Source organism: Candidatus Tisiphia endosymbiont of Beris chalybata, assembly GCF_964026555.1.
In the GTDB taxonomy this organism is placed as follows: Bacteria; Pseudomonadota; Alphaproteobacteria; order Rickettsiales; family Rickettsiaceae; genus Tisiphia.
Genome location: NZ_OZ032159.1, coordinates 912,959 through 933,226, shown reverse-complemented (window position 1 = coordinate 933,226; position 20,268 = coordinate 912,959). Strand labels below are relative to the sequence as shown.

The 20,268-nt window shown below is 30.2% G+C and carries 19 protein-coding genes; 8 read left to right on the top strand and 11 right to left on the bottom strand.

All coding sequences use genetic code 11. The features are described from left to right. The first annotated feature begins 346 nt into the window (after positions 1–346). Positions 347–1,231 (top strand): Rpn family recombination-promoting nuclease/putative transposase, encoded by an 885-nt coding sequence (locus AAGD44_RS04485; RefSeq protein WP_341763571.1) that lies wholly within the window; start codon positions 347–349, stop codon positions 1,229–1,231. A 71-nt stretch (positions 1,232–1,302) separates the two neighbouring features. Here the strand turns inward: AAGD44_RS04485 and AAGD44_RS04480 are convergent, their stop codons facing one another. The 7 genes from AAGD44_RS04480 to AAGD44_RS04450 all read right to left on the bottom strand — a co-directional run bounded on the left by AAGD44_RS04480 (position 1,303) and on the right by AAGD44_RS04450 (position 9,534). After that, entirely contained in the window at positions 1,303–2,481 is a 1,179-nt protein-coding gene (locus AAGD44_RS04480; protein ID WP_341764680.1) for a type IV secretory system conjugative DNA transfer family protein, read from the bottom strand. A 144-nt stretch (positions 2,482–2,625) separates the two neighbouring features. Further along, entirely contained in the window at positions 2,626–3,201 is a 576-nt protein-coding gene (locus AAGD44_RS04475) for a Tn3 family transposase (protein ID WP_341763570.1), read from the bottom strand. Positions 3,202–3,208: 7 nt separating this feature from the next. Further along, complete coding sequence (locus AAGD44_RS04470) at positions 3,209–3,928, bottom strand: tyrosine-type recombinase/integrase (protein ID WP_341763569.1); 720 nt, start codon at positions 3,926–3,928, stop codon at positions 3,209–3,211. After that, a complete protein-coding gene (locus AAGD44_RS04465) occupies positions 3,925–7,008 on the bottom strand; it encodes a Tn3 family transposase (protein WP_341763568.1) in 3,084 nt (1,027 codons plus the stop codon). The genes AAGD44_RS04470 and AAGD44_RS04465 overlap by 4 nt, the downstream gene beginning before the upstream one ends. Before the next feature lie 26 nt (positions 7,009–7,034). Continuing rightward, entirely contained in the window at positions 7,035–7,592 is a 558-nt protein-coding gene (locus AAGD44_RS04460) for a plasmid pRiA4b ORF-3 family protein (protein WP_341763567.1), read from the bottom strand. Between the two features lie 228 nt (positions 7,593–7,820). After that, positions 7,821–8,003: a hypothetical protein gene (locus AAGD44_RS04455; RefSeq protein WP_341763566.1), complete on the bottom strand. Its 183-nt coding sequence runs from the start codon at positions 8,001–8,003 to the stop codon at positions 7,821–7,823. A gap of 157 nt (positions 8,004–8,160) precedes the next feature. After that, entirely contained in the window at positions 8,161–9,534 is a 1,374-nt protein-coding gene (locus AAGD44_RS04450) for a hypothetical protein (protein ID WP_341763565.1), read from the bottom strand. Between the two features lie 271 nt (positions 9,535–9,805). Between AAGD44_RS04450 and AAGD44_RS04445 the strand changes: the two genes are divergently transcribed. Beyond that, entirely contained in the window at positions 9,806–11,137 is a 1,332-nt protein-coding gene (locus AAGD44_RS04445; RefSeq protein WP_341763564.1) for an MFS transporter, read from the top strand. On the opposite strand, the gene AAGD44_RS04440 is transcribed toward AAGD44_RS04445, so the two are convergent. Genes AAGD44_RS04440 through AAGD44_RS04430 form a run of 3 tightly spaced genes read right to left on the bottom strand, consistent with a single transcriptional unit; the run spans position 11,134 to position 14,292 of the window. Next, positions 11,134–11,811, bottom strand: coding sequence for an HD domain-containing protein (locus AAGD44_RS04440; protein WP_341763563.1), 678 nt, complete (start codon positions 11,809–11,811; stop codon positions 11,134–11,136). The two genes, AAGD44_RS04445 and AAGD44_RS04440, sit on opposite strands and share 4 nt — an antisense overlap. After that, positions 11,738–12,412 carry a hypothetical protein gene (locus tag AAGD44_RS04435; protein WP_341763562.1) on the bottom strand — a complete coding sequence of 225 codons (675 nt, stop codon included), beginning with the start codon at positions 12,410–12,412 and terminating at the stop codon, positions 11,738–11,740. Before AAGD44_RS04435 ends, AAGD44_RS04440 begins: the two co-directional genes overlap by 74 nt. Before the next feature lie 2 nt (positions 12,413–12,414). Then, positions 12,415–14,292 carry a Sca4 family protein gene (locus AAGD44_RS04430; RefSeq protein ID WP_341763561.1) on the bottom strand — a complete coding sequence of 626 codons (1,878 nt, stop codon included), beginning with the start codon at positions 14,290–14,292 and terminating at the stop codon, positions 12,415–12,417. Between the two features lie 201 nt (positions 14,293–14,493). On the opposite strand from AAGD44_RS04430, the gene AAGD44_RS04425 reads away from it, so the two are divergent. The 6 genes from AAGD44_RS04425 (at position 14,494) to AAGD44_RS04400 (ending at position 19,781) form a co-directional block, all read left to right on the top strand. Next, complete coding sequence (locus AAGD44_RS04425; RefSeq protein ID WP_341763560.1) at positions 14,494–14,913, top strand: helix-turn-helix transcriptional regulator; 420 nt, start codon at positions 14,494–14,496, stop codon at positions 14,911–14,913. Between the two features lie 336 nt (positions 14,914–15,249). Then, complete coding sequence (locus AAGD44_RS04420; protein WP_341763559.1) at positions 15,250–15,531, top strand: hypothetical protein; 282 nt, start codon at positions 15,250–15,252, stop codon at positions 15,529–15,531. A gap of 289 nt (positions 15,532–15,820) precedes the next feature. Beyond that, complete coding sequence (locus AAGD44_RS04415; protein WP_341763558.1) at positions 15,821–17,086, top strand: replication initiation protein; 1,266 nt, start codon at positions 15,821–15,823, stop codon at positions 17,084–17,086. Positions 17,087–17,184: 98 nt separating this feature from the next. After that, positions 17,185–17,844: a ParA family partition ATPase gene (gene parA / locus AAGD44_RS04410; RefSeq protein ID WP_341763557.1), complete on the top strand. Its 660-nt coding sequence runs from the start codon at positions 17,185–17,187 to the stop codon at positions 17,842–17,844. A 45-nt stretch (positions 17,845–17,889) separates the two neighbouring features. Then, positions 17,890–18,276, top strand: a complete 387-nt coding sequence (locus AAGD44_RS04405) for a hypothetical protein (RefSeq protein ID WP_341763556.1) — start codon at positions 17,890–17,892, stop codon at positions 18,274–18,276. 86 nt (positions 18,277–18,362) lie between these two features. Continuing rightward, a complete protein-coding gene (locus AAGD44_RS04400) occupies positions 18,363–19,781 on the top strand; it encodes a replicative DNA helicase (RefSeq protein WP_341763555.1) in 1,419 nt (472 codons plus the stop codon). A 30-nt stretch (positions 19,782–19,811) separates the two neighbouring features. On the opposite strand, the gene AAGD44_RS04395 is transcribed toward AAGD44_RS04400, so the two are convergent. Next, the gene (locus AAGD44_RS04395; RefSeq protein WP_341763554.1) at positions 19,812–20,036 is read right to left on the bottom strand and encodes a hypothetical protein; all 225 of its coding nucleotides are present in this window, start codon (positions 20,034–20,036) and stop codon (positions 19,812–19,814) included. Positions 20,037–20,268: the final 232 nt, after the last annotated feature.

Here is a 20,268-nt window from a genome sequence, read left to right as displayed (position 1 = left end):
ATTAATAAAAATATTGATAATATAGAGAAAATATCAGACAACTTGATGATAACTTATCAAGCTGCCTGATTTCTTAACTCTGTCAGATTAAGTCGTGACTAGTACAATTTTTACACACTAGATTCATGTGTTAACTTAAGAGTATATGTAAATGATTAATTGCCCTTAAAAAACTATTTATATCGCATTTTTAAAACAAACAAGAAATTTTAGAATTTTTTTCGTATATTTATGGGTGATATGACCAGAAGAGGCCAAATCCGATATTGAGATTTTTACATAACATATGTTGGCATAAAATATACTTTTATGTTATAATAAACCAGATATATTTAGATTATTTATTATGCCAGTTTCACGTTTTCTAGATCCAAAAAACAACTTTGCGTTTTTGCAAATATTTGGTACTGAAAAGAATAAAAGTATACTTATTCATTTTCTCAATGATATTTTGGGCTACACAGGAGAAGAGGAAATTACCGAAGTTACTTTTTTAAAAACTATACAAGATCCTGATATTGCAGCTTATAAGCAATCTATTGTTGATGTGCTTTGTAAAGATAAACACGGGGTACAATTTATAGTAGAGATGCAAGTAAGTAAACACAGAGGATTTGAAAAAAGAGCGCAGTTTTACGCAGCAAAAGCATATTCACAACAAGTAATTAAGGAAGATGAAAACCATAAAAAGATGGCAGTTTATGCTAAGCTCAGAGAAGTAATATTCCTTGCTATTGCTGACTTTACTATGTTTCCTGATAAACCAGGATGGAAATCAACTCATAGAGTATTAGATACTAAAACCTATGAAAATGATTTAAAAGACTTTTATTTTATCTTTATGGAATTAGACAAGTTTAATAAAAACATAGATGAGCTAGAAAATCTTGAACACAAATGGATGTACTTTTTCAAACATGCGCATCAAAGTACATTAGAGGAGATGGATCATTTAATTGGTGATGATGTCATTATCAAGAAAGCATTTCAAGCAATAGATCAAGCTAGTTGGTCAGAAGAAGAATTACGCACTTATGAGAAACTAGTAAAAACTGAGCTCGACAACTTAGCTGTAGAACAACAAAAAATTGAAGATGCTGAAGCTAGAGGTAAAGCTGAAAGAAATATAGAGATAGCAAGAAATATGTTTGCGAATGGTTATCCTATTGCTGATATTTCTAAAGTTACAGGTCTTTCTATTGATCAGATCAATGAGTTGTTAAAATCCTGATTTTCTTTTTATTAAGATGGATCTGTGGGAGCGAATAGTATTATAATGTACATGAGAGGTGGTAGAGTAATTTAATGTGTAATATTAATAGCAAGTTCATTTTTACTCAATGCGATACCGAGTTCTTCTTTAGTTGGGAGCTTATTACCCTGTGTATATAGTTGAAGAGTAGGAGACAAAGCGATCAACTTCTTCATAAAGTAAGGATCGTTAAAGTACAAAGCCTTTTCACATTTAATAGGATTTTCGCCATTCAGAAGTATAATTTCTTTTTTGAAAGGCATTTGTTTTAATTCTTGTGGTAGCATTAAAGGACGTTTAGTTTCGCTTTGAGACATGCTATTTGAAACGGATAGTTTGTTATTATTTTTACTTTTTGAAGTGGATAGTGTGGTAGTAAAAGCAATTTCTCGAGAGAAGTATTCAGCATCATCTTGTTCATTAGGGGCAAAGATAATTTTGCATGAGTGGTTGGCAAGTAGTGTTTTTCTTCCTTGATTTCCGTAAATTTCATTAAGCTGTGATATATTTTGGAAGATAGTAAGCAGCTGTATTTTGTAACCAGCGATATATCCTGCTGATTCTTTGACATATGAAATATTGCCGATAGATGGGAACTCATCGAGAATGATTAAAAGATTATGTTTTAATTGAGGATTAAAGTCAGGATTTTCACTTAGATTAATCTTGATAGCACAGTTAAAAAATAGATTTAGGATCAGAGATGCTATTTTAATATCTTTGGGTTGGATAGACAGGTACACGGTCATTTTTTTGCGTCGCATATTTCTAAAGTCAAAGCTATTATTATCTGTAGCATTTTTTATTACTGGTAGTGCAAAGAGTTTTAGTTGTTTTTCAAAAGTACTCATCACACTAGCTTTACTTTCATCACCCATCAAGATAAAGCTTTGTATTTTAGCTAGTGCATCTTCAGTAAGTTCTTTTTGCACTCCAGTTACTTTGCCTAGCTGTAAATTTTCTTGTAGCATTTCTGATATATCTTGCAAGAGTACAGTACTATACAAAGTAAAGATATTGCCAATAGAAAAGATACTGTTGATACTATTTTCTTTGAGAAACATAGTATTAGCTTTCAGGCTAATCCAAAGTGTTTTGCTGAGCGCTATAAACAAACTTTGAGCAGCATTATTAAAATGTCTTTCGACACCTGTAACTAAGTCAGTTGGAAAGATGATTTCGGCAAGACCCATAAGATCAGTAGAGCCTTCTAATTGATCAAGGTCAATATAGGCCTATCGACAACATAGCTGCTAAAATTCCTATTAGCATATTATACGAACAATAGCCTGTTAATGTTTTTGACATTTTCTTCTTTTTGAGGTAACCTGCTATACAGGTTACCTATTGAAGTTTAGAAAGGACCACCGTTTCTAAAAAGAATATTGACCATGAACTAATATATTTTTTGTTGATAAGGGTAAAACCCTTGCCATATCTTCTTCCTCTACTTTTAAACCTTTCTGATTTAACGTTTCATATACTTTTTGCATCTGCTCTGTATTCCATAATACCATTGCATTTGATACAAAACTAAGGCAACTGGCTTTATTCATCATTTCTTCATAGTCATTTGTTTTAAACGATCCTTGATCTGCAAAAAATACGTATCTTGCAAGTGTATGTCGTGACTCACCACGGTTTAATTGGCGTCTTACCGCATAGCGTAATTTTTCATCATGCAGATACCTGAGTATGTATGTACTCTTAACTATTCTACCAAGATGTACCAATGCTTTGGCTAATTTTGTAAAAGTTTCTTGTGCGTGTAGTTTTTTTATAATTATATGTGGTTTAATTAATCCCTTCTTTAACGAACATACCAATCTTACTATGTCATCCCATTGTTCACATATTAAAGATTCATCTATTTTTTCTTTGCTAAATAGTTCAGGATAGCTTGTAGCCTTTCTAGCCGGGGTGTTAGGGAACAAGCGATAAAGTGCCACTTCTATTTTAGACAGGAAATTTCTTAATTACATCATCATACTCTTTCTGGGCATCCCCTATAGATAATTTTGAATATATCTCTAAAGATTGTCTAGACTCATGCCCTGAATATGGCTGAATTAAAGCATCTTCAACTCCTTGCTTCTTTAGCCAAGTAAATAAAAAATGTCTTAATTTATGTGGGGAAATTGATTCTTCTATCCCAGCTTCTTTAGTATAATGAGCAAGAATTTTTCTGACCCCACGATCGGTATATGGTTTTTTCCAAGATGATTCAAATAGATATCTTGCTCCTATTTTTTTCATAGTCTCTATATGCAATGCTAATATTTCCTTAAAGTTATTAGGAAACGGAACTATTCTGTCTTTTTTACCTTTTCCTTCAATGATTCGAATTTGGCATCTGTCGGAATCAACATCAGATAGTTTAATTTTTACTAATTCACTTACTCTAACCCCAGTATATAATAAGGTCTTAATTATTACTACATGTTTCATATTACGAGATTGCCAAACTACTGCATAATATTTATGGATTTCTTCTTCTGTTGGTACATAAGGTAGTTTCTTAGCTTTATGATTGACTTCTACGTTTAATTCTTTCCGCAAATGCCGAAAAAGTTCACGCAAATAATCATAATTTGGATATTCTGGTCTTAATGATTTAGCAAGTATCTTAGCCTTTTGACGAACAGGGGTACGGGTCAATTCAATGTCATTAATCATGCTGCAACCTTTTGTTTTGGTTGCTCTATGATTAGACGTTTATTCATGTCTAAAGGAAATAAGCCATATGGATTAATATGACTATGAATTAATGGGCTTAAAGCTCTTTTGTCCTCAATAGTTAACTTATTTTGCCAAATTGGATCTGATAAAACTTCCTGGATAATCAATGTATTAATATATACCATACATACTTGTAATAAATGCAGGCAAACTATGGCTAATTCTTGATCATCTCGGTTATTGGTAGAGATTTCGCCCAACTTACCATAAAATATGAAACCCATTATACTATTTAATCTCTCAACAACATTTAATGCTTCATGGATCTCTATACGTAATTCCTCGGACATTAGATAACGGCATAGAAATATAGTTTTTACCGCTCTACCAATCTCAATTAACGCTTTATAAACAGGGTGATCATTATTGCTGCTACTTAGAATTTTAAACATAACCTCTGGTTCGACATGACCAATCCTTAATGCTGCTATGTATCTTACTACCTCATGGTAGTATTTCTTAATCAAGCTCCAATTTATCGATGATTCTAAAATACTAGTTAAATTTTTATAATTTCCTCGATCTTTTGCATGCGAGTAAAAAAGTTTTTGTTTCTTTATATTTTTAAGACGTGGTAATAAATCAAAAGTTAATAAGTAACTGAAAGAAAAACCAATAATACTTTGTCCGTGAGTATCTACATAGGTTTTCTTCATATCCATTTTAGTGGAATGGTCAAGTACTCCTTTGATCATAGACCCAACTTCTGAGGAAGAACATGTTTTAAGTTGAGAGTATATACATGCAGCCTTTTTATCTACATGCCAATAAATCATTACTCCACGTCCTTTGTAACGTGTATGCCACTCTGTCATTAGATTTTGATCCCAGCTACTTACCTTAGTTGAATCGCAAGCGCATCCGGTAGTCGCAGTACCCCAAATCTTAGGATCCCTCGTTTCTAAAATAGCATTTATAACTTTAGCTGTCGCCTCTCGTACATTAGCGGTATTGAGATATCGTCTCTTAATATAACGCAAATCTGAGTAATTTATTTCATCATTAGCAGCACTAATACGTTTTAATCCTGTATTACTGCCGATAGCATATAATGATAGTAGTATACGTTTAAGAAGTTTAGATTCCTTAATATTCTTCCTACTTGCTACTGTATGAAAATGTCTAGTAAAACCAATCCGTAAGTCTGCTTCTTTTAATACATCTATTAAATTTATGGTTCCCCAACGTTTGTTAATTGATTGTTGAAATGCTAACAAATTAGTTGGTTCAATTTGAGCATCATATGGAGTTAATTTAATATGTCCATTAGTACTATTCTTAGCAATAGCAATTTTTACCTTTTTATTATCACAGATGTTTTTATTAAATTCCTGTAAATGCTGATCTAAGCTATCTTGCAATGATTGAATGAATTCATTGCCATTCATTGGTAATCCTAATTTTTGATAATAATATTGCGCATTGGAATCAAAATCCTTTGGTAAATCCTCTTCTGGATTACGGTAACGATATGCCCCTTCAATCCATATTTGCTTAGTATCTAATAAATTATGCAATGTTTCTAAAATCGCTACTTCATAGCTAATTCGGTTGATTTTAACATTTATAATTTTAGTTTTATTATTTTTTTGACTATCTACCACTACTTCTTGTTCCTCTATTACCGTAGATTTCCACTTACTTGGAAGCTCCTCTTTAGCTGGTACAAGCTTGGAGTTAGGATAATATTTATCCTTAGTATTCTTGTTAGCCTTAATAAATTCAATAGCTTGCAATATTGCTTTACAATCTTGATTATTTGACCGAAAAGTAAATATTTCTAATAACATTAGTAATATGTGGCGATGGGCATGTGAGTAACTTGAATGCATTTTCTTCTGCACTTCAGATTGATACCAGGTATTTTTATTAGATATTAGTTCTTTAGCTAAATCACTAAGGGTCTCTTTACTGACTTTTGGATAAATTGTATCATGAATTATACCATGTGGTTTTGCTATAGATGTGTCGGCTAGAGTATACAAAATATCAAATTTACCATTAACACATTTAACTTCAGATAATATATCTTTATTAACTGATATTTCAGCAGATGTTCTTATTTTATGAATTAACTGAATTAATGTTGTTACTAAATTATCTGTTATTAATTCCTGGCGAAAATGACAAAATATTGCCATAGTTGCATAATGAGTATCAGTCTTAAGGTCTTCTATCTCACTTGGTAACTCAGCGCAAATTCTTGTATAGTATTTTTGCTTTAATTTTCTTGGAACTAAGCTTAGCATACTAGGCAAATCCAGCATTCTTAGTCGCTTTAGCTTATCTATTTCATCACTAACATTTTTTAATTTAGCTCCTGCTATATCTTTTTTAAGGTGTCTTAATTGAATTTGCTTTAATCTTTTAATAATATCTTCTTCTTTATCACTGACTTTACAGCTAGTTGCATCATTTGACTCTTTCTCTAGCATTTCATTATCATCCTCTATTTTTAATAAAGCATCTATAGAACTCATAGTATCAATAGATAATTGCTGTGAAATACTAAAGAAAAATTGTCTCTCAAATCTATGACAAGCTGATGCGATATAACGATCTAATTGTGCAGGTTTAAATGACTCAAACTGATGTTTAGTACAAAATTGATAGGTTTGTTCTGTGATTTGAGATAATGTTGGCGCTTGTGGTAAGACATCTGCTATTAACCAAGCAATTAACTTCTTGCTATCATTTACACTAGCTTTTCTATACCCTAATAATAACCTAATTTCTTGACGAAATCGCTTTGAACTTCTGCTATCCCAATTATAATTATCAAGGCTGACATCTTGGCAATCTAGTTGGATAGCAAGACTATTAAACATAGGTTGTGGTATTATATCAATCCCCCTAGGGTATCGTTTTTCCAGTTGAAAAAACTTAAGCATCACAGCAAAAGCTAGTTTATTTTCTTGAGTATTTTTACCTTGCACCAAAGTAATTTCTTCGCTATCTAACGTAAAAATAGCTTCATTATCAAGAATATTATTATATTGGCATAAATTGTTTTGCATTCTCTATATTTTAATCTGTATCATTACTAAAACTTAACTAATTTAGGATCAAAATCTTTTGGATTAAAATCATCACTTAGCCATTCAATACGTTCCTTGTATTCTTCATGATCAGGATCTGCTATAATTTCTAAAAGATATTCGTAACCACCTACTCCTCCACAATCTTCTGGTGGGCATGCTCTCTCACCAGCAAGGTATTGAGGGTAGGTAGCACCAGCAACTGTAGGTAAGATCTTTTCTAAAACAACTTCATGTTTCCATCCATCACCAAAATCATACTCATAAATCGCTTTATCTTTAGGGGATAGAAAATATTTCACTATTTTTGCTTTATCTTCAGGGATTACATCGCAAAACCCTTCATCATCTGGGCTACTAATCAAATCTTTTGTTCCAGTCTTAGGATTTATTATCTCAAACTGATGTAAATGATAATTCTCCCAACCCATGGCATTTTGAATTGCAAAGTGCAGATCTTCAAAATTGTATTTTTCTGGCACTTGTATACGTCGCCAAATTTTGGGTTTTGTATATTTTAAGGTAATTTTAAATTGATAAATATTAGAGATTTTTACTGTCATATGTGATATTTTATTAATTTATATTAAGTTCCTATAACAGTTCATGTAGGTACTTAATAATCAAAATATAGTATAACTATAATTATGCAAGCCTTATAGTAAAGTTAAATAAAAAATATACTTGATTCACTTTCTTATACTATTCTATCACTAAATTATATTCGGCACTTTATAAATTGCAGTATTCTTTACCATCTTTTACCTAAGTGGCATTTTATCGCTTGCTCCCTAACACCCCGCCATACTAGCTTGTCGATATTTTTTTAGATTCTCTTTAAGTTCTTTCAGTTGTTTAACATGGTTAACAAAATAACTAACTGGAGTAATAAGGTTAGACACTTGTGCTTGAGCAAATAAAGTATACGGCATAAGGAGTAATAGTATTAATGTTAAATACTTGTTCATTGTCATAAAAATTTTTCTACTGTAATATATTAAATTGTAGAAATTAGGATTTGCTCCTCATGATTCACGAAATAGTATACTGGTTCCTCTTTGTTAATAAGTAGAATTGCATAGGCTTCTAAAGTATGCATTACTATAATAAATAATAAGGTTATAAGCTTTTTCATTTTATATCCTTTCTATACTTGTTTAACTTAATTACCTTAGCTGTTTGAGCAGATTTACTATTCGATTCTAATTTCATATTATCCAATTTTATTTCTATTGCTGTAGAATGACCATTCCTAATTACTGAATAATTGATTTGAGAATTTTTCAACAAAATAAATATTTGGCCTAAATTTAATATGTATAAATTAGCAGTATCATTAAATATTTTTTCAGAATATCTTATTGCTAAATTTTGGTCTAAGCTAAAACCTTCACTTGAACAAATAATTAGATTATTTTGAAAAACTAACTTGATACATCTTTGCTTATCGGTATTTTTATTAAAGTATAAAATGTTAGACAATAAGCTAATAATAATTTGATTAAATACTTCATACTCAAAGGGAACTGTAATTTTATCTATAGTACTTGTTATATCTAACGTAATATTGGAACCATAATAAGCTGTATAACCTTTAAAATAATTTTTTAAATCTAGAATTATTGAATCTAATACTATTTCATGGTCGCTCACATTGTCCATTGTTGCGGATGTCATTATTGGCAGGGGAAAATATTCATTGTTATATCCATGCTCTTCAATATTAGTAGTATCAAGTAAATTCTTATGAGCACAATTCTTGAAATATTGGTAACATTTTAGAATAAATTCTTCATTTATTTTGTGAAATAAAGAAATATTTTCACTAAGTAAAATACTATTAGTTAGATTAAATTGTAATTGTTCAGTATGTATTTTGATTTTTCTATCTCTATTAAGTAAGTAAAATATTATTATACTAAAGACTAAAAATATAAATACTGAACCCCTATTTATTAATAAAATTTGATGATTAATTCTAACTATTGCTTGTTGTTCATAATTTGAGTTAGGGTCAATTTTTATCAAAATAATATAAGATAAATCATTAGTGATAGGATATTTTTTAATTAAACTATTATTAGAATTAATTAATCCGTTGCTAATAACATGTTGGTTATTAATGGTAATAACATATTTAAATGTTTGCCCTAATAATATCTCTAACAATTCCTGTATGGTGATATAAGGCAGGCCATCACTGTCAGGTAAATGGTCTTTAGATACAAAAACATGATTTTTAATATGTTTCTTGAGTAGTGATATTTTATCAGATACGAGCTGGTCATTTAATATATGATTAATATTCAATTTATCTATAATTAATGATTTTACTAAATAGTGATGTTCTTCTAATTTTAGTGAATTTTGATAATAATATTCACGCCAAATGTAATGTCGAATCATTATATTGGTTAACGTAATAATAGTTAATAAAATGAGGATACCAATAGTAACTTTTTTTAAGATACTAATCTTATCTGATTTACTTTGAGGATCTGTCATCTAGTAGCTTTTATCAATTGCACAAAATTGATGTTATCATAATTATTAATTTTTATCGCAATATTTCTCTCTATACTTTTAAATATTCTACTAAAAGTAGGACAATTATCATATAACTCTTTACTAAAACTACTTTGTGTATTACCCTTAATATAATAATATTAATTAGATGTTAGCTTATGTTTTAGGCAATAGAGACTTTAATATTTTCCTTTAAAAAACCAAATAATTTTAATTTACTTTCTAATCTAATAATCAATTAAGATAGTTAATGCTAGGATACCAAAAAAATGATCAAAAATCATTTACATCATTAAAAAAAGAGCAGAAAGAAGCCATTGGACTATTATCCATAGGTACTTTTTTAGAGTATTTTGATCTCATGCTCTATGTACACATGGCTGTACTATTAAATGAACTATTTTTTCCAAAAGCTGATGCGCATGTTACCGCTCTTTATTCAGCTGCTGCTTTTTGTTCAACTTACTTACTCCGACCATTTGGTGCTTTAATTTTTGGCTGGATGGGTGATAATATAGGACGAAAGACTACAGTAGTTGTTACCACTTCCATGATGTCTATTTCTTGCATTGTGATGGCTACTCTTCCAACTTACCAGCAAATTGGTATAACAGCTGCTTGGATAATGACTATCTGTCGTATTATTCAGGGCATGTCTTCTATGGGAGAAGTGATAGGAGCAGAACTCTACGTTACCGAAATAACAAAGCCACCTCTGCAATATCCAGCTGTAGCATTAATTACCATCTTTTCTAGTTTAGGAGGATTTGCCGCCTTAGCGATTGCCAATTTTTCTACTACCAATAACTTTAATTGGCGCACTGCTTTTTGGATCGGAGCAATTATTGCAGTAGTTGGAGCAATAGCAAGAACACGCCTTAAAGAAACAACAGAATTTGCTAATGCAAAGCTTCAGCTAAAAAGCAGTTTAGGATCAGCTCTAGAAAAAGTTAACATAAAGGAGCAAAAGTTAGAAAACCACCCTACTTGGCAAGAAAAAGTGAATCAGAAATCCTCTCTAGCCTTATTTACCATACAATGTGCTTGGCCAGTGTGTTTTTACATTACCTATTTTCATTGCGGCAATATCCTGAAAACTTCTTTTAACTATAATTCTGAACAAATTATTCAACAAAATTTCATTGTTTCAATATTTCAGGTGTTAGGATTTATAATGTGGACTTACCTTAGTTGTTATATCTATCCATTAACTCTTCTTAGAATTAAAGCAGTAATATTTTCTATTATTATTGTTACTTTCCCATACTTACTAAATAATATACACTCACCCTCTGACTTGCTCATGCTTCAAGTAGCTATTATTATATTCTCACTTTCTTACTCTTCAGCTATGCCTATTTTTTATAAGCATTTTCCTATTTTCAAACGTTTCACTTATGCTAGTTTCACTTATGCTTTATCACGAACTGTTATATATATTATTACTTCATTTGGACTTGTCTATTTAACAAAATATTTTGGTAATGCAGGGATATTAATTATAGTTATTCCTATAGTTATAGGATTTACACTTGGGGTATTTCACTTTGAAAAGTTGGAAAATAAAGAAAAGATATATTAATTCTGATTTAACTGAGTAACAGCTAAACCTTGATAACATAGCTCAGTTAAATGCTGTTTTAATTCTGGTATTTCAAAATGCACCGCAAAACTTATAAAGCTTATCAAAGTTTCTGCTATAATTTTTTCTATTTTTTCAGGAGATTTAGCTCCTATAGTCTGCATATTATGAAGTCGATCAAATAATTTAATCAACAATATATCATACTTCCTTTGCTGATAAAGTAACTCTAGCATTTTGGCAGAACTAATTTTTCCGGAAGACTTAACACGAGTTAAATCTTCTACTTGACTAGCAATCTGCTCCCCGAAAATATCTGCTATCGTCTCTTGAGTTAAGGCTGTATCTTCAATGGTATCATGCAGTATAGCAGTAATAATAATATCAGTCCGAAAGAGATAATCAGCAACCATACAAGCAACTTCTAAAGGATGAGAGTAATATGGCTCCCCTGAATTCCTTTTTTGATCTCCATGGTATTTTTTAGCAAAATAGATAGCTCTTTTAACCCCTATAATATCTATCTTGCTATTTGCTTTCTCATTTAACCTAAGTAACTTGTTAACTAACTTCTCACTATAGCAACAATTCATATTATTCTTAACTTGACGATGATCCTGCCATTGATATTTCATCTGAACTATCTGACAAGCTGCAATACATTGGTGTAACATAATTGCTCCAATATTTTATTCCAGCTGCCTCAGATTCTTCTATAGCTTCATAATAGGAATGACCAGATGCTTGCTCAATATAGTAAGCTAATGCTTTGCCTCTAGCCATAATCTCATCCCACCATATCTCTCTACCTTCTACCCCTAATTTATGCTGAGTGATTTCTGGAACACACTTTTTAGCTAAATCTTTGATCTGAGATGATATTGGCGTTACAGCAATGAGTTTAATTGATTCTTGATCCTGTAACTCTGCTCCTATTGCTAGAGTTAAATCGGCTAAAAAATCATCTTTAACAGTACCATAACTATTTCTTAGGCTTTCTGCTAAATAGGAAGCAGCTTCTTTTTCTCCTACTACTAAATGTAAATATAAATGCCAAGCTGTATCTTTTGTGCTATTATTAAATAATTTTTGAAATTTTGTGAATTCAGAAGATTTTCCTACCTCACGCATATCTTTATCTGATTGATAATATTCAAGAACTTTAGCTACATTGATATGATATTCCTGACCTAAATAAGTATGTATTCTTTCCAGAGTATCTTTTGGGGTTTCAGACATTAATACTCTACTATATAAAAATTTCTTTCCTGGCATAATTACCTTTTATTTACTTGGGTTTTATGTAATTGAATTTTTGCTGTTGCAAGTGTAGGTACTATTATATCAGTTTTAATATCTAATTTAGAATCTTTAGTTGTTTTTTCTAAAAATTGTTTTTTATTTAACGGATCATTCATAGCAGTCAACCTCGCAATCATTTCATCAGTTTTAGTTTTACAAGAACTATTAGCTATGTCCTGTTCTTGTGCAACATTTTCAACTGCTTGATTAATTTGCTTACCTGATTCATGCTCTTTCCCTAAAGTTTCATTTTTTTTTGTACTGGTTGTTAGCAACTTGCCTGTTTTAATTTTTTCTTCCTGCTCTAACAGTAGATTAATAAAAGTAATAAACCTTTTTTTACTTGGATTATCTTCTGGTAAACTCGTAGCCCATATTTGGGTTTCTTGAAGTTGTTTATACCAAGACTGGTCAGCTGCTTCCACCCTTGCCATCAGCTGTTCTGTCTCATAAGCCATTTTAGCAGCCTTGTCTTTTATTTTGGTAACTTTAGTTAATTGTTGTTCTCTTAAGGAAAAAGGCATAGAACCACAAGTTTTAATAGCTTGCTTAAACCATTGTGATACTTTACTAATTGGATTTACTTGTTGTTCTTTCTGATATTCTATTGCATGATTAATTAAATGTTTTTCTACAGCTTTTTCTGCTATAGCAGGATTTTGCTGAGTAAGTTGCTGTAATTCTTCTCTTTCTTGATCTTTAGCAGTAATTGTTGGCAGTGATTTATCCAAAATCTCTTGATATTTGCTAATTGCTTGCTTAGGTGAAACACCATGAATTTTTTGGAACTGTGCTACAAATGTTTCTAATAATAACCTATTACTAGTATCATTCTTCTTTTTTGCAAGTTCTAATGTATCTACGATGAATTTTGCATTTTTTTTTGCTAATTTATAAAACTCAGATGTTTTTTGTAAAATTTCTTCAGCTTCTTTTTTTCTCTCTTGATGATATTGTATCTTATCTTGCACTAATGTTCGTTGGGGTATATCCTGATTAACAGTGTTAATCTTGTTAGAAGTAACTATTAAATCTGAAGAAGGACTTACAACTTGAGAAAGATTCACTTCTAGTCCCTTATTTTGTTCTAAAGCACGCAGCATTTCCTTATACTTACCTTGAGTTACTGGTAAAGTATAAATATGACCTTGATGCTCAATATAACCTATTGCTTCATCTCCTTCACCATTAAATTTCACAGGTTTAGGACTACTGACTTCCTGTAATTTACCTTGACTATCATAATGAGCGGTAAAATATACAGCCCTTTCTTTAGAAATATTTCTGCCATTCTCATCTTTCAGCACTAATGACAAATGCATAGGACCAGTTTTATTGTCCAACCCTACTGGTAGATCTATAGTCCTATAATTATTGATTTGTTTGCCTGTACCATCTGCCAGATAAACTATCTCACTAGTTTTATAAGTTGTTTCCTTAAGAATAGCTAGTTGCTCACCAAGATCATTTTTAACTATTTTGGACCTAATATTTCCTTGCTCTTCACTATCTTGCCAATTGATTGCTTGAAACCGATCAGCAAAATTATGATGAACTTTCTTGTAACCTTCTATCTCTACTTTCTCTAATTCAGATTTTACTTTAGTATCGAGAAATATTTGATTAACTATTTCTCGATTATTGATATTTTTCAGATAATTGTTGAATTCTTGATCATCATATTTATCTACTGTTGCATCGAGATTACCTGCAATATAATTTTTTAAAATATTGAACTGCCTTAGAAGGATTTCTTGTCTAATAGCTTTGGTAATAGGATCTAATTCTTCTTCTATATTAGTAAGGATAGAATCTTGTGCTTCTTCTATCTGTTCTGTAATTTCACTATCCATAATTAAGCCTAAAATATCTTGTTATTTAATAGCACTATGATAAATTGTTTAATAAACTACTTTACCCTGTACAGGTTTTAGTTTATCAATACAGTTAATATTTATAACATAAAGGTATATTAATATACTTTTGTTTTAGTGTACATATATACATTCTGTTGTCAACTAAAAATGTATATTTAAATCTATTTGATCTTCAAAATGTCACACTTGATTATTAAGAAAAATATTGAAAGGCTCTTAAAAGAAAGAAATTGGCGTGTTGCTGACCTTGAGAATAAACTTGGACAAAGCAGAAGTGTTACAAATATATTTAGAGGTGCTTCAAAAAATCCCACTATAGAGGTACTACAATCTATAGCCGGGGCTTTTAATGTTGAAATTCAAGAATTGTTATTAGATCAGGATAATCCTGATTCCATACTTAATATTTCTTTACTCCGTGATACATTTAATAAAATAATCAATGAGCTTGAACTAATTAACTATCCGATTGCTATAAGGTATAGCAACATATTTCCTCTGATTAAAGAGATATACGAATACTCTTCACAGCTAGGCCTAGGTAAAGCTGATGAAAATTTTACCAAATGGCTCATTCAAAAACATTATAAACAGTAATGAAGATGTAGATCAAAACCAATTAGAGGTCCTCATCTAATCTAAATCATATTTAATAATTAAAAAAATAACTCTTATATTAGTGAGGTAATGCTTTATTATTGAGTTAATTTTTGGTAGAGGCAAGTATATCACTGTAAATAAATAATGTTTTGGCTTTTATAAGCGATCTCATTGCATCATATGATTTTTTTAGTTACAGGAGATTCCTATGCTATAATGTTATATAGTTAATTTAGAGAATTTGAGCACTATAAACTATAGTACCCATATCTCTGATGGTATTTTATATATTTCCTTGCCTGTATCTTGAATATTTATATTGTGTTTCTACAAATGGTTTCTACAAAACTTACAACTTTCCAATTTAGAGCAGCCCGTACTGCTTTAAGATTATCACTTGATGAATTAAGCAAGATGTCTTGTATTAGTAGAGCAACATTATTACGTATTGAAAAAACTGCCAATTTAGATTATCCACGATGTCATCTTTCTACCCTAAAGATATTGCAAAACTTTTACGAGTCTAGAGGCATTGAGTTTTTAGGTAGTCAAGCTATTTATCTTATGAATGAATTAGAAAAAAAAGAATTTAATAAAAACTTTCCCACTCCTTAGAGTGTTTTTATTGTTTATACTTATTTAAAAGTATTTAGAGAGCATAAAGAAAGCCTATTTGTATGCCTTATTGAATGAGGCAAACATTAAAAATTCGTAGGGCAAACATTAAAAAGTATTATATGAGGTTAATAGTATCATATTTGTTTTTAGATAATCAATGTTTAGTAATTTTATTAGGTAATTATTAAAAACAAGTGCTAAAATGCAACTTTTTTCTTTACTAATCTATAATTAGATGTTTTAAATATTAAAATTATATTTATAATATTTTTATTTTTAAAATTATATGACGAAGTTTGATTTAATTAAACATACAGCAGCAGTTCACATAAATAATATACTAACATTAAATCAAAGAAAAATTGCTAATGTTCTTTTGTATCATTCTTATAAAAATATATTGGAAGATAAAGTACACTCGATAAGGTTAAATCAGATCTTAGAGTCTTTAGGATGGAAAGAAAATAGTGAAGTGACTAATCTAGTTAAAGTTGATCTCAAGACATTGAATAAATTTCAGTTAGAATGGAATATTTTTAATAAGGATAAGAAAAATTCTTGGGGAGTGACGACATTTTTAGCTGATGTACGTATAGAAAAGGGATATGTATATTATACATATAGTAAATCTTTACGTGAGATGCTTTTTAATCCGAATATTTATGCCAAATTGAATTTAATAATACAAAGGAATTTAAAGAATAAGCATGCGTTGGTTTTATGGGAATATTTATTAGAGATTTTATGTTCTTCTAGAAGAAATATAATTACTACTGACTATATTACTATAGATAATTTGCGTAGGTTATTAGGAATATTAGGAAATAAATCTTATGATAATTATGCTATTTTTAGAGCTCAAGCTGTGCTACCAGCTTTGAAGGAAATAAATGAAAAGTCCGATATTGATGTTACTTTAATATCTAAAAGAGAACATAGAAAGATTACACAGGTTGCTTTTAATGTAAGTCGTAAGCTACCAATACATGTTAATTTAAGTGATGTTAAAGCTGGTATTAGTAATGAAAATGTTGATGTTATGATTGCGGATGCCTGGTTGAAGGAAAATGCTACTACCCTTGGATTATCTTTAGAAAAAATACAAAAAGATATAAATAAGTATGGTGATAAAAAAGTAAGAAAGGCAATGGAGTTGACTTACAATGATTTTATGGGAGGGAAAGATATAAAGTCTATTCAAGGATATTATTCTACTGCTCTTAAAGAAGGTTGGATACCGGTTACAACACCAGATATTAAAAAAAATATAGAATGTGTAGATATTGTTTCCACTATGGAAACAATATTATCTAATGAAATAGGAATAGCACTTGTGCTGAAGGAGAATTTATTAAAGAATTATGGAATTCATATTTTTAGATCATGGTTTAATGATTTAAAAATAGAACAATATGGAGAAAATACAGTAATTATTAAAGCAGATACAGATTTTAAAGCGAGTTGGATTTGTAATAACTATAGTAGCTACATTTTGGATGTATTGAATAGATTTGATAAAAATATTCAATATTTGGAATTTAAGAGTTATTAGATTAAGTATAAATTATACAAACAGTATATATAATATATACTGTTTGTATTAAACTATTTTATTGATAATAATTCAGAAGTTAATTACGTTGGAGCTTTATGAAAAAGACAAAAGTTATTACTGTAGCTAATCAAAAAGGTGGTTGTGGTAAGACTACTATTACTATGCAGTTAGCTGGAGCTTTAGGACATGATAGCTTAAAAATTTTAGTTGTTGATGCTGATCCTCAAGGTACTGCAACACGATGGGCTTCAAATGCTAAAGAGGATGATCCATTTCCTGCGTATATTGCTGGTCTCAGTGCTGCTGGGATGAAAGTACATCAAGAGGTAAAAAAATATATGGGGCAATATGATTATATTATTATAGATTGCCCTCCAGCTGTTGATAGTCAGATTTCTCAGTCAGCTTTGTTGATTTCAGATTTAGTGTTAATACCTATTGTACCTAGTCCTGCTGATTTATGGGCTGCAGTAGGAATTCAGGAGTTAATAGAAAGAATAAAAAGTGTTAATGATGGATTGATGGCTAGGTTGGTAATCAATATGTGTCAGTCAAATCTTAATTTAACTCAAGAAGTATTAGAAGTTTTGCATGATTTTGGAATTGAAATGTTAAAATCTCGAGTATGCTTGCGTACAGTATATAGACAAGCTGCAGCTTTAGGTAAAGTAGTATATGGAATAAAAGGTGCTGAGAAGGCAATATATGAAATAAATAATTTAAAAAAAGAGATAATAACACTTTTAACTGTATAAATAGTTTATATAGTTAAAAGTGTTTGTATAATAAAAATGGTTTGTATGAAAGAGGTGTTAGCAAAATCGTTAAGGGGTAGCCTAGAAGAAGAACGTAGAGCAGCAAAGAAAAAGAATTATTATAATTTTACGAATGATAAATTTGCAAAAGCAGATCAGATTTTTGAGAGTGACTCTAAATTTCCTAATCAAGATACTAGTACAAATAATGCTAATAAAGTTATAAGAGATACTTTTACTATATCTGTAAAAGATTATGAGCTAATTAATTTATGTAAAAATAAATTGCTTACTAAACATTACAGCGCCAACAAATCGGAAATTGTAAGAGCTGGTTTAATAGTATTAAGTCAAATGTCAGATGAAGATATGTTACTTTCTATACAGAAGGTAGAAAAAATTAAAACTGGTAGGCCTAAAAATACTATATAAACAATAGTAACAGTACAAACAATTATTACTGTTTATATAGTATTAATAATTATAACAATATAATTATTAATATATGAAGATTATAAATGATTAATAGTGAGCTAAAGTTAATTAAAGATGATCTATCGTCGATTATAGTAGCTGAACAAAAAGTATTAGGTGCTATCATAGTTAATCAACATAATATAGAGAGAGTAGAAGATTTTTTAAAAGTAGAACATTTTTCTATTGAGATACACCAAGAGATTTATAGATCTTTTTTGAAATTAATTGAGACAAATATTAAAATTACACTTTTAACAGTTAAAAACTTATTAGAAAATAAGCCTGTATTTCAGGAGGTGAATGATTCAAAATATTTAGCTAATCTAGTTACATTAGCTTTTATGGTAATTGACATACGTGATTATGGACGTATTGTTTATGATGCATCAATAAAACGCCAACTGATTGAGATTAGTCAAGAGGCAATAAAAAGTGCCAGTAGTACCTCAATTCTTGATGATGCTAGGACTCAGGTGGAAGCTTTAGAAAGTAAAATATATAGTTTAGCAAATGAAGATGTTGTAAAGAGTGGTTTTATTAGTTCTGCTCAAATTACTTCTGAGGTGCTAGAAAATATTAATCAGATAGTAAAGAATCCTGGCCATATTATAGGTGTTTCCACTGGTTTTGTTGATTTGGATAGTAAATTAGGCGGATTTCGTAATTCAGATTTAGTAATACTTGCTGGTCGTCCGTCTATGGGTAAAACAGCTTTTGCTTTAAACTTGGCAGTAAGTGCTTGTGATAAGATTAAAATATCTAGTGAGAAGCAATCTATAGGATTTTTTTCTTTAGAGATGTCATCTGTAGATTTAATTTCGAGAGTAGTTTCAATGAAGGGTGGGATTGATTCTACTCGCTTTATTGATGGAAAAATCAATGAGGAAAATTATAATAAAATAAGGCAGACTATTGCGGAGGTAAATAATTTACCTCTTTTTATTGATGATTCACCAGCATTAACAATTTCCGCTATTCGTAGTCGTGCCAGGAAGTTAAAGCGTCAGAATAACCTTAGTATATTATTTATTGACTATCTACAATTAATAAAATGTACTGAAAAAGTAGATAATAGGACTTTAGAGATAGCAGAAATTACACGTGCATTAAAAGCTTTAGCAAAAGAGTTGAATATTCCTATCATTGCTTTAGCACAATTATCTAGAGCTGTAGAACAAAGAGTAGATAAAAGACCTATTTTGTCAGACTTACGGGAATCTGGTTCGATTGAACAAGCTGCGGATATAGTAATGTTTATATACCGAGAAGAATATTATCTAAAAGGTAAGGAGCCACAGATTAATACTCTTGAACACAAAGAATGGATAGAGAAACTAAATAAATCGCATAATATGGCTGAAATAATTATTACCAAACACCGTAAAGGGCCAATAGGTAATGTTAAGCTTTACTATGATGATAAATGTTCAAAATTTAATAATATTGTAAATAGGTATTAGTGCTTACCATATTTATTGTTTTCTAGTCAGTTAACGTTGACGTGTTGATGATAATCTCACATTACTAGGAGTGTTAGGTGGCATAAGTAAATTAGAAGTGCTTACAGTTTTAGTAGGTCCTGTTTGCATTTTATGGATAATTTCCCGTTGTTGTTTAGGATTGCTAATTTTCTGTCTCCCAGATTTTGCTATGGATTGAGTGATTTTAGCAGTTTCTTCTAATAATTCTTGGAGGGGGGGTGCAAAGCTGGTCAATTTGCTTATTGTGTTTTAAGGAATCTATCTTCTACTGTATTTTGGGTGATATGATAGGCCACAGTGTATGATAAGTAGGGGCTGGATTCGACATTAGGAGACGTTTTTTGGTGGTTTTCTTTGTATTCAAAATTATCTTAGGATTTTTGATCGCATAAGTATTATTATACGTTGTGATATCACCAAATTGATCGTATAAATGGTATTTTTATAGTAAATTATCTATATAAAA

What these genes read in the sequence shown, in the direction of transcription:
- AAGD44_RS04440 (WP_341763563.1), bottom strand. Translation starts at nt 11,811, where the DNA reads ATGTTACACCAATGTATTGCAGCTTGTCAGATAGTTCAGATGAAATAT.
- AAGD44_RS04465 (WP_341763568.1), bottom strand. Translation starts at nt 7,008, where the DNA reads ATGCAAAACAATTTATGCCAATATAATAATATTCTTGATAATGAAGCT.
- AAGD44_RS04405 (WP_341763556.1), top strand. Translation starts at nt 17,890, where the DNA reads ATGAAAGAGGTGTTAGCAAAATCGTTAAGGGGTAGCCTAGAAGAAGAA.
- AAGD44_RS04435 (WP_341763562.1), bottom strand. Translation starts at nt 12,412, where the DNA reads ATGCCAGGAAAGAAATTTTTATATAGTAGAGTATTAATGTCTGAAACC.
- AAGD44_RS04455 (WP_341763566.1), bottom strand. Translation starts at nt 8,003, where the DNA reads ATGACAATGAACAAGTATTTAACATTAATACTATTACTCCTTATGCCG.
- parA (WP_341763557.1), top strand. Translation starts at nt 17,185, where the DNA reads ATGAAAAAGACAAAAGTTATTACTGTAGCTAATCAAAAAGGTGGTTGT.
- AAGD44_RS04450 (WP_341763565.1), bottom strand. Translation starts at nt 9,534, where the DNA reads ATGACAGATCCTCAAAGTAAATCAGATAAGATTAGTATCTTAAAAAAA.
- AAGD44_RS04425 (WP_341763560.1), top strand. Translation starts at nt 14,494, where the DNA reads ATGTCACACTTGATTATTAAGAAAAATATTGAAAGGCTCTTAAAAGAA.
- AAGD44_RS04445 (WP_341763564.1), top strand. Translation starts at nt 9,806, where the DNA reads ATGCTAGGATACCAAAAAAATGATCAAAAATCATTTACATCATTAAAA.
- AAGD44_RS04420 (WP_341763559.1), top strand. Translation starts at nt 15,250, where the DNA reads ATGGTTTCTACAAAACTTACAACTTTCCAATTTAGAGCAGCCCGTACT.
- AAGD44_RS04470 (WP_341763569.1), bottom strand. Translation starts at nt 3,928, where the DNA reads ATGATTAATGACATTGAATTGACCCGTACCCCTGTTCGTCAAAAGGCT.
- AAGD44_RS04460 (WP_341763567.1), bottom strand. Translation starts at nt 7,592, where the DNA reads ATGACAGTAAAAATCTCTAATATTTATCAATTTAAAATTACCTTAAAA.
- AAGD44_RS04485 (WP_341763571.1), top strand. Translation starts at nt 347, where the DNA reads ATGCCAGTTTCACGTTTTCTAGATCCAAAAAACAACTTTGCGTTTTTG.
- AAGD44_RS04400 (WP_341763555.1), top strand. Translation starts at nt 18,363, where the DNA reads ATGATTAATAGTGAGCTAAAGTTAATTAAAGATGATCTATCGTCGATT.
- AAGD44_RS04430 (WP_341763561.1), bottom strand. Translation starts at nt 14,292, where the DNA reads ATGGATAGTGAAATTACAGAACAGATAGAAGAAGCACAAGATTCTATC.
- AAGD44_RS04415 (WP_341763558.1), top strand. Translation starts at nt 15,821, where the DNA reads ATGACGAAGTTTGATTTAATTAAACATACAGCAGCAGTTCACATAAAT.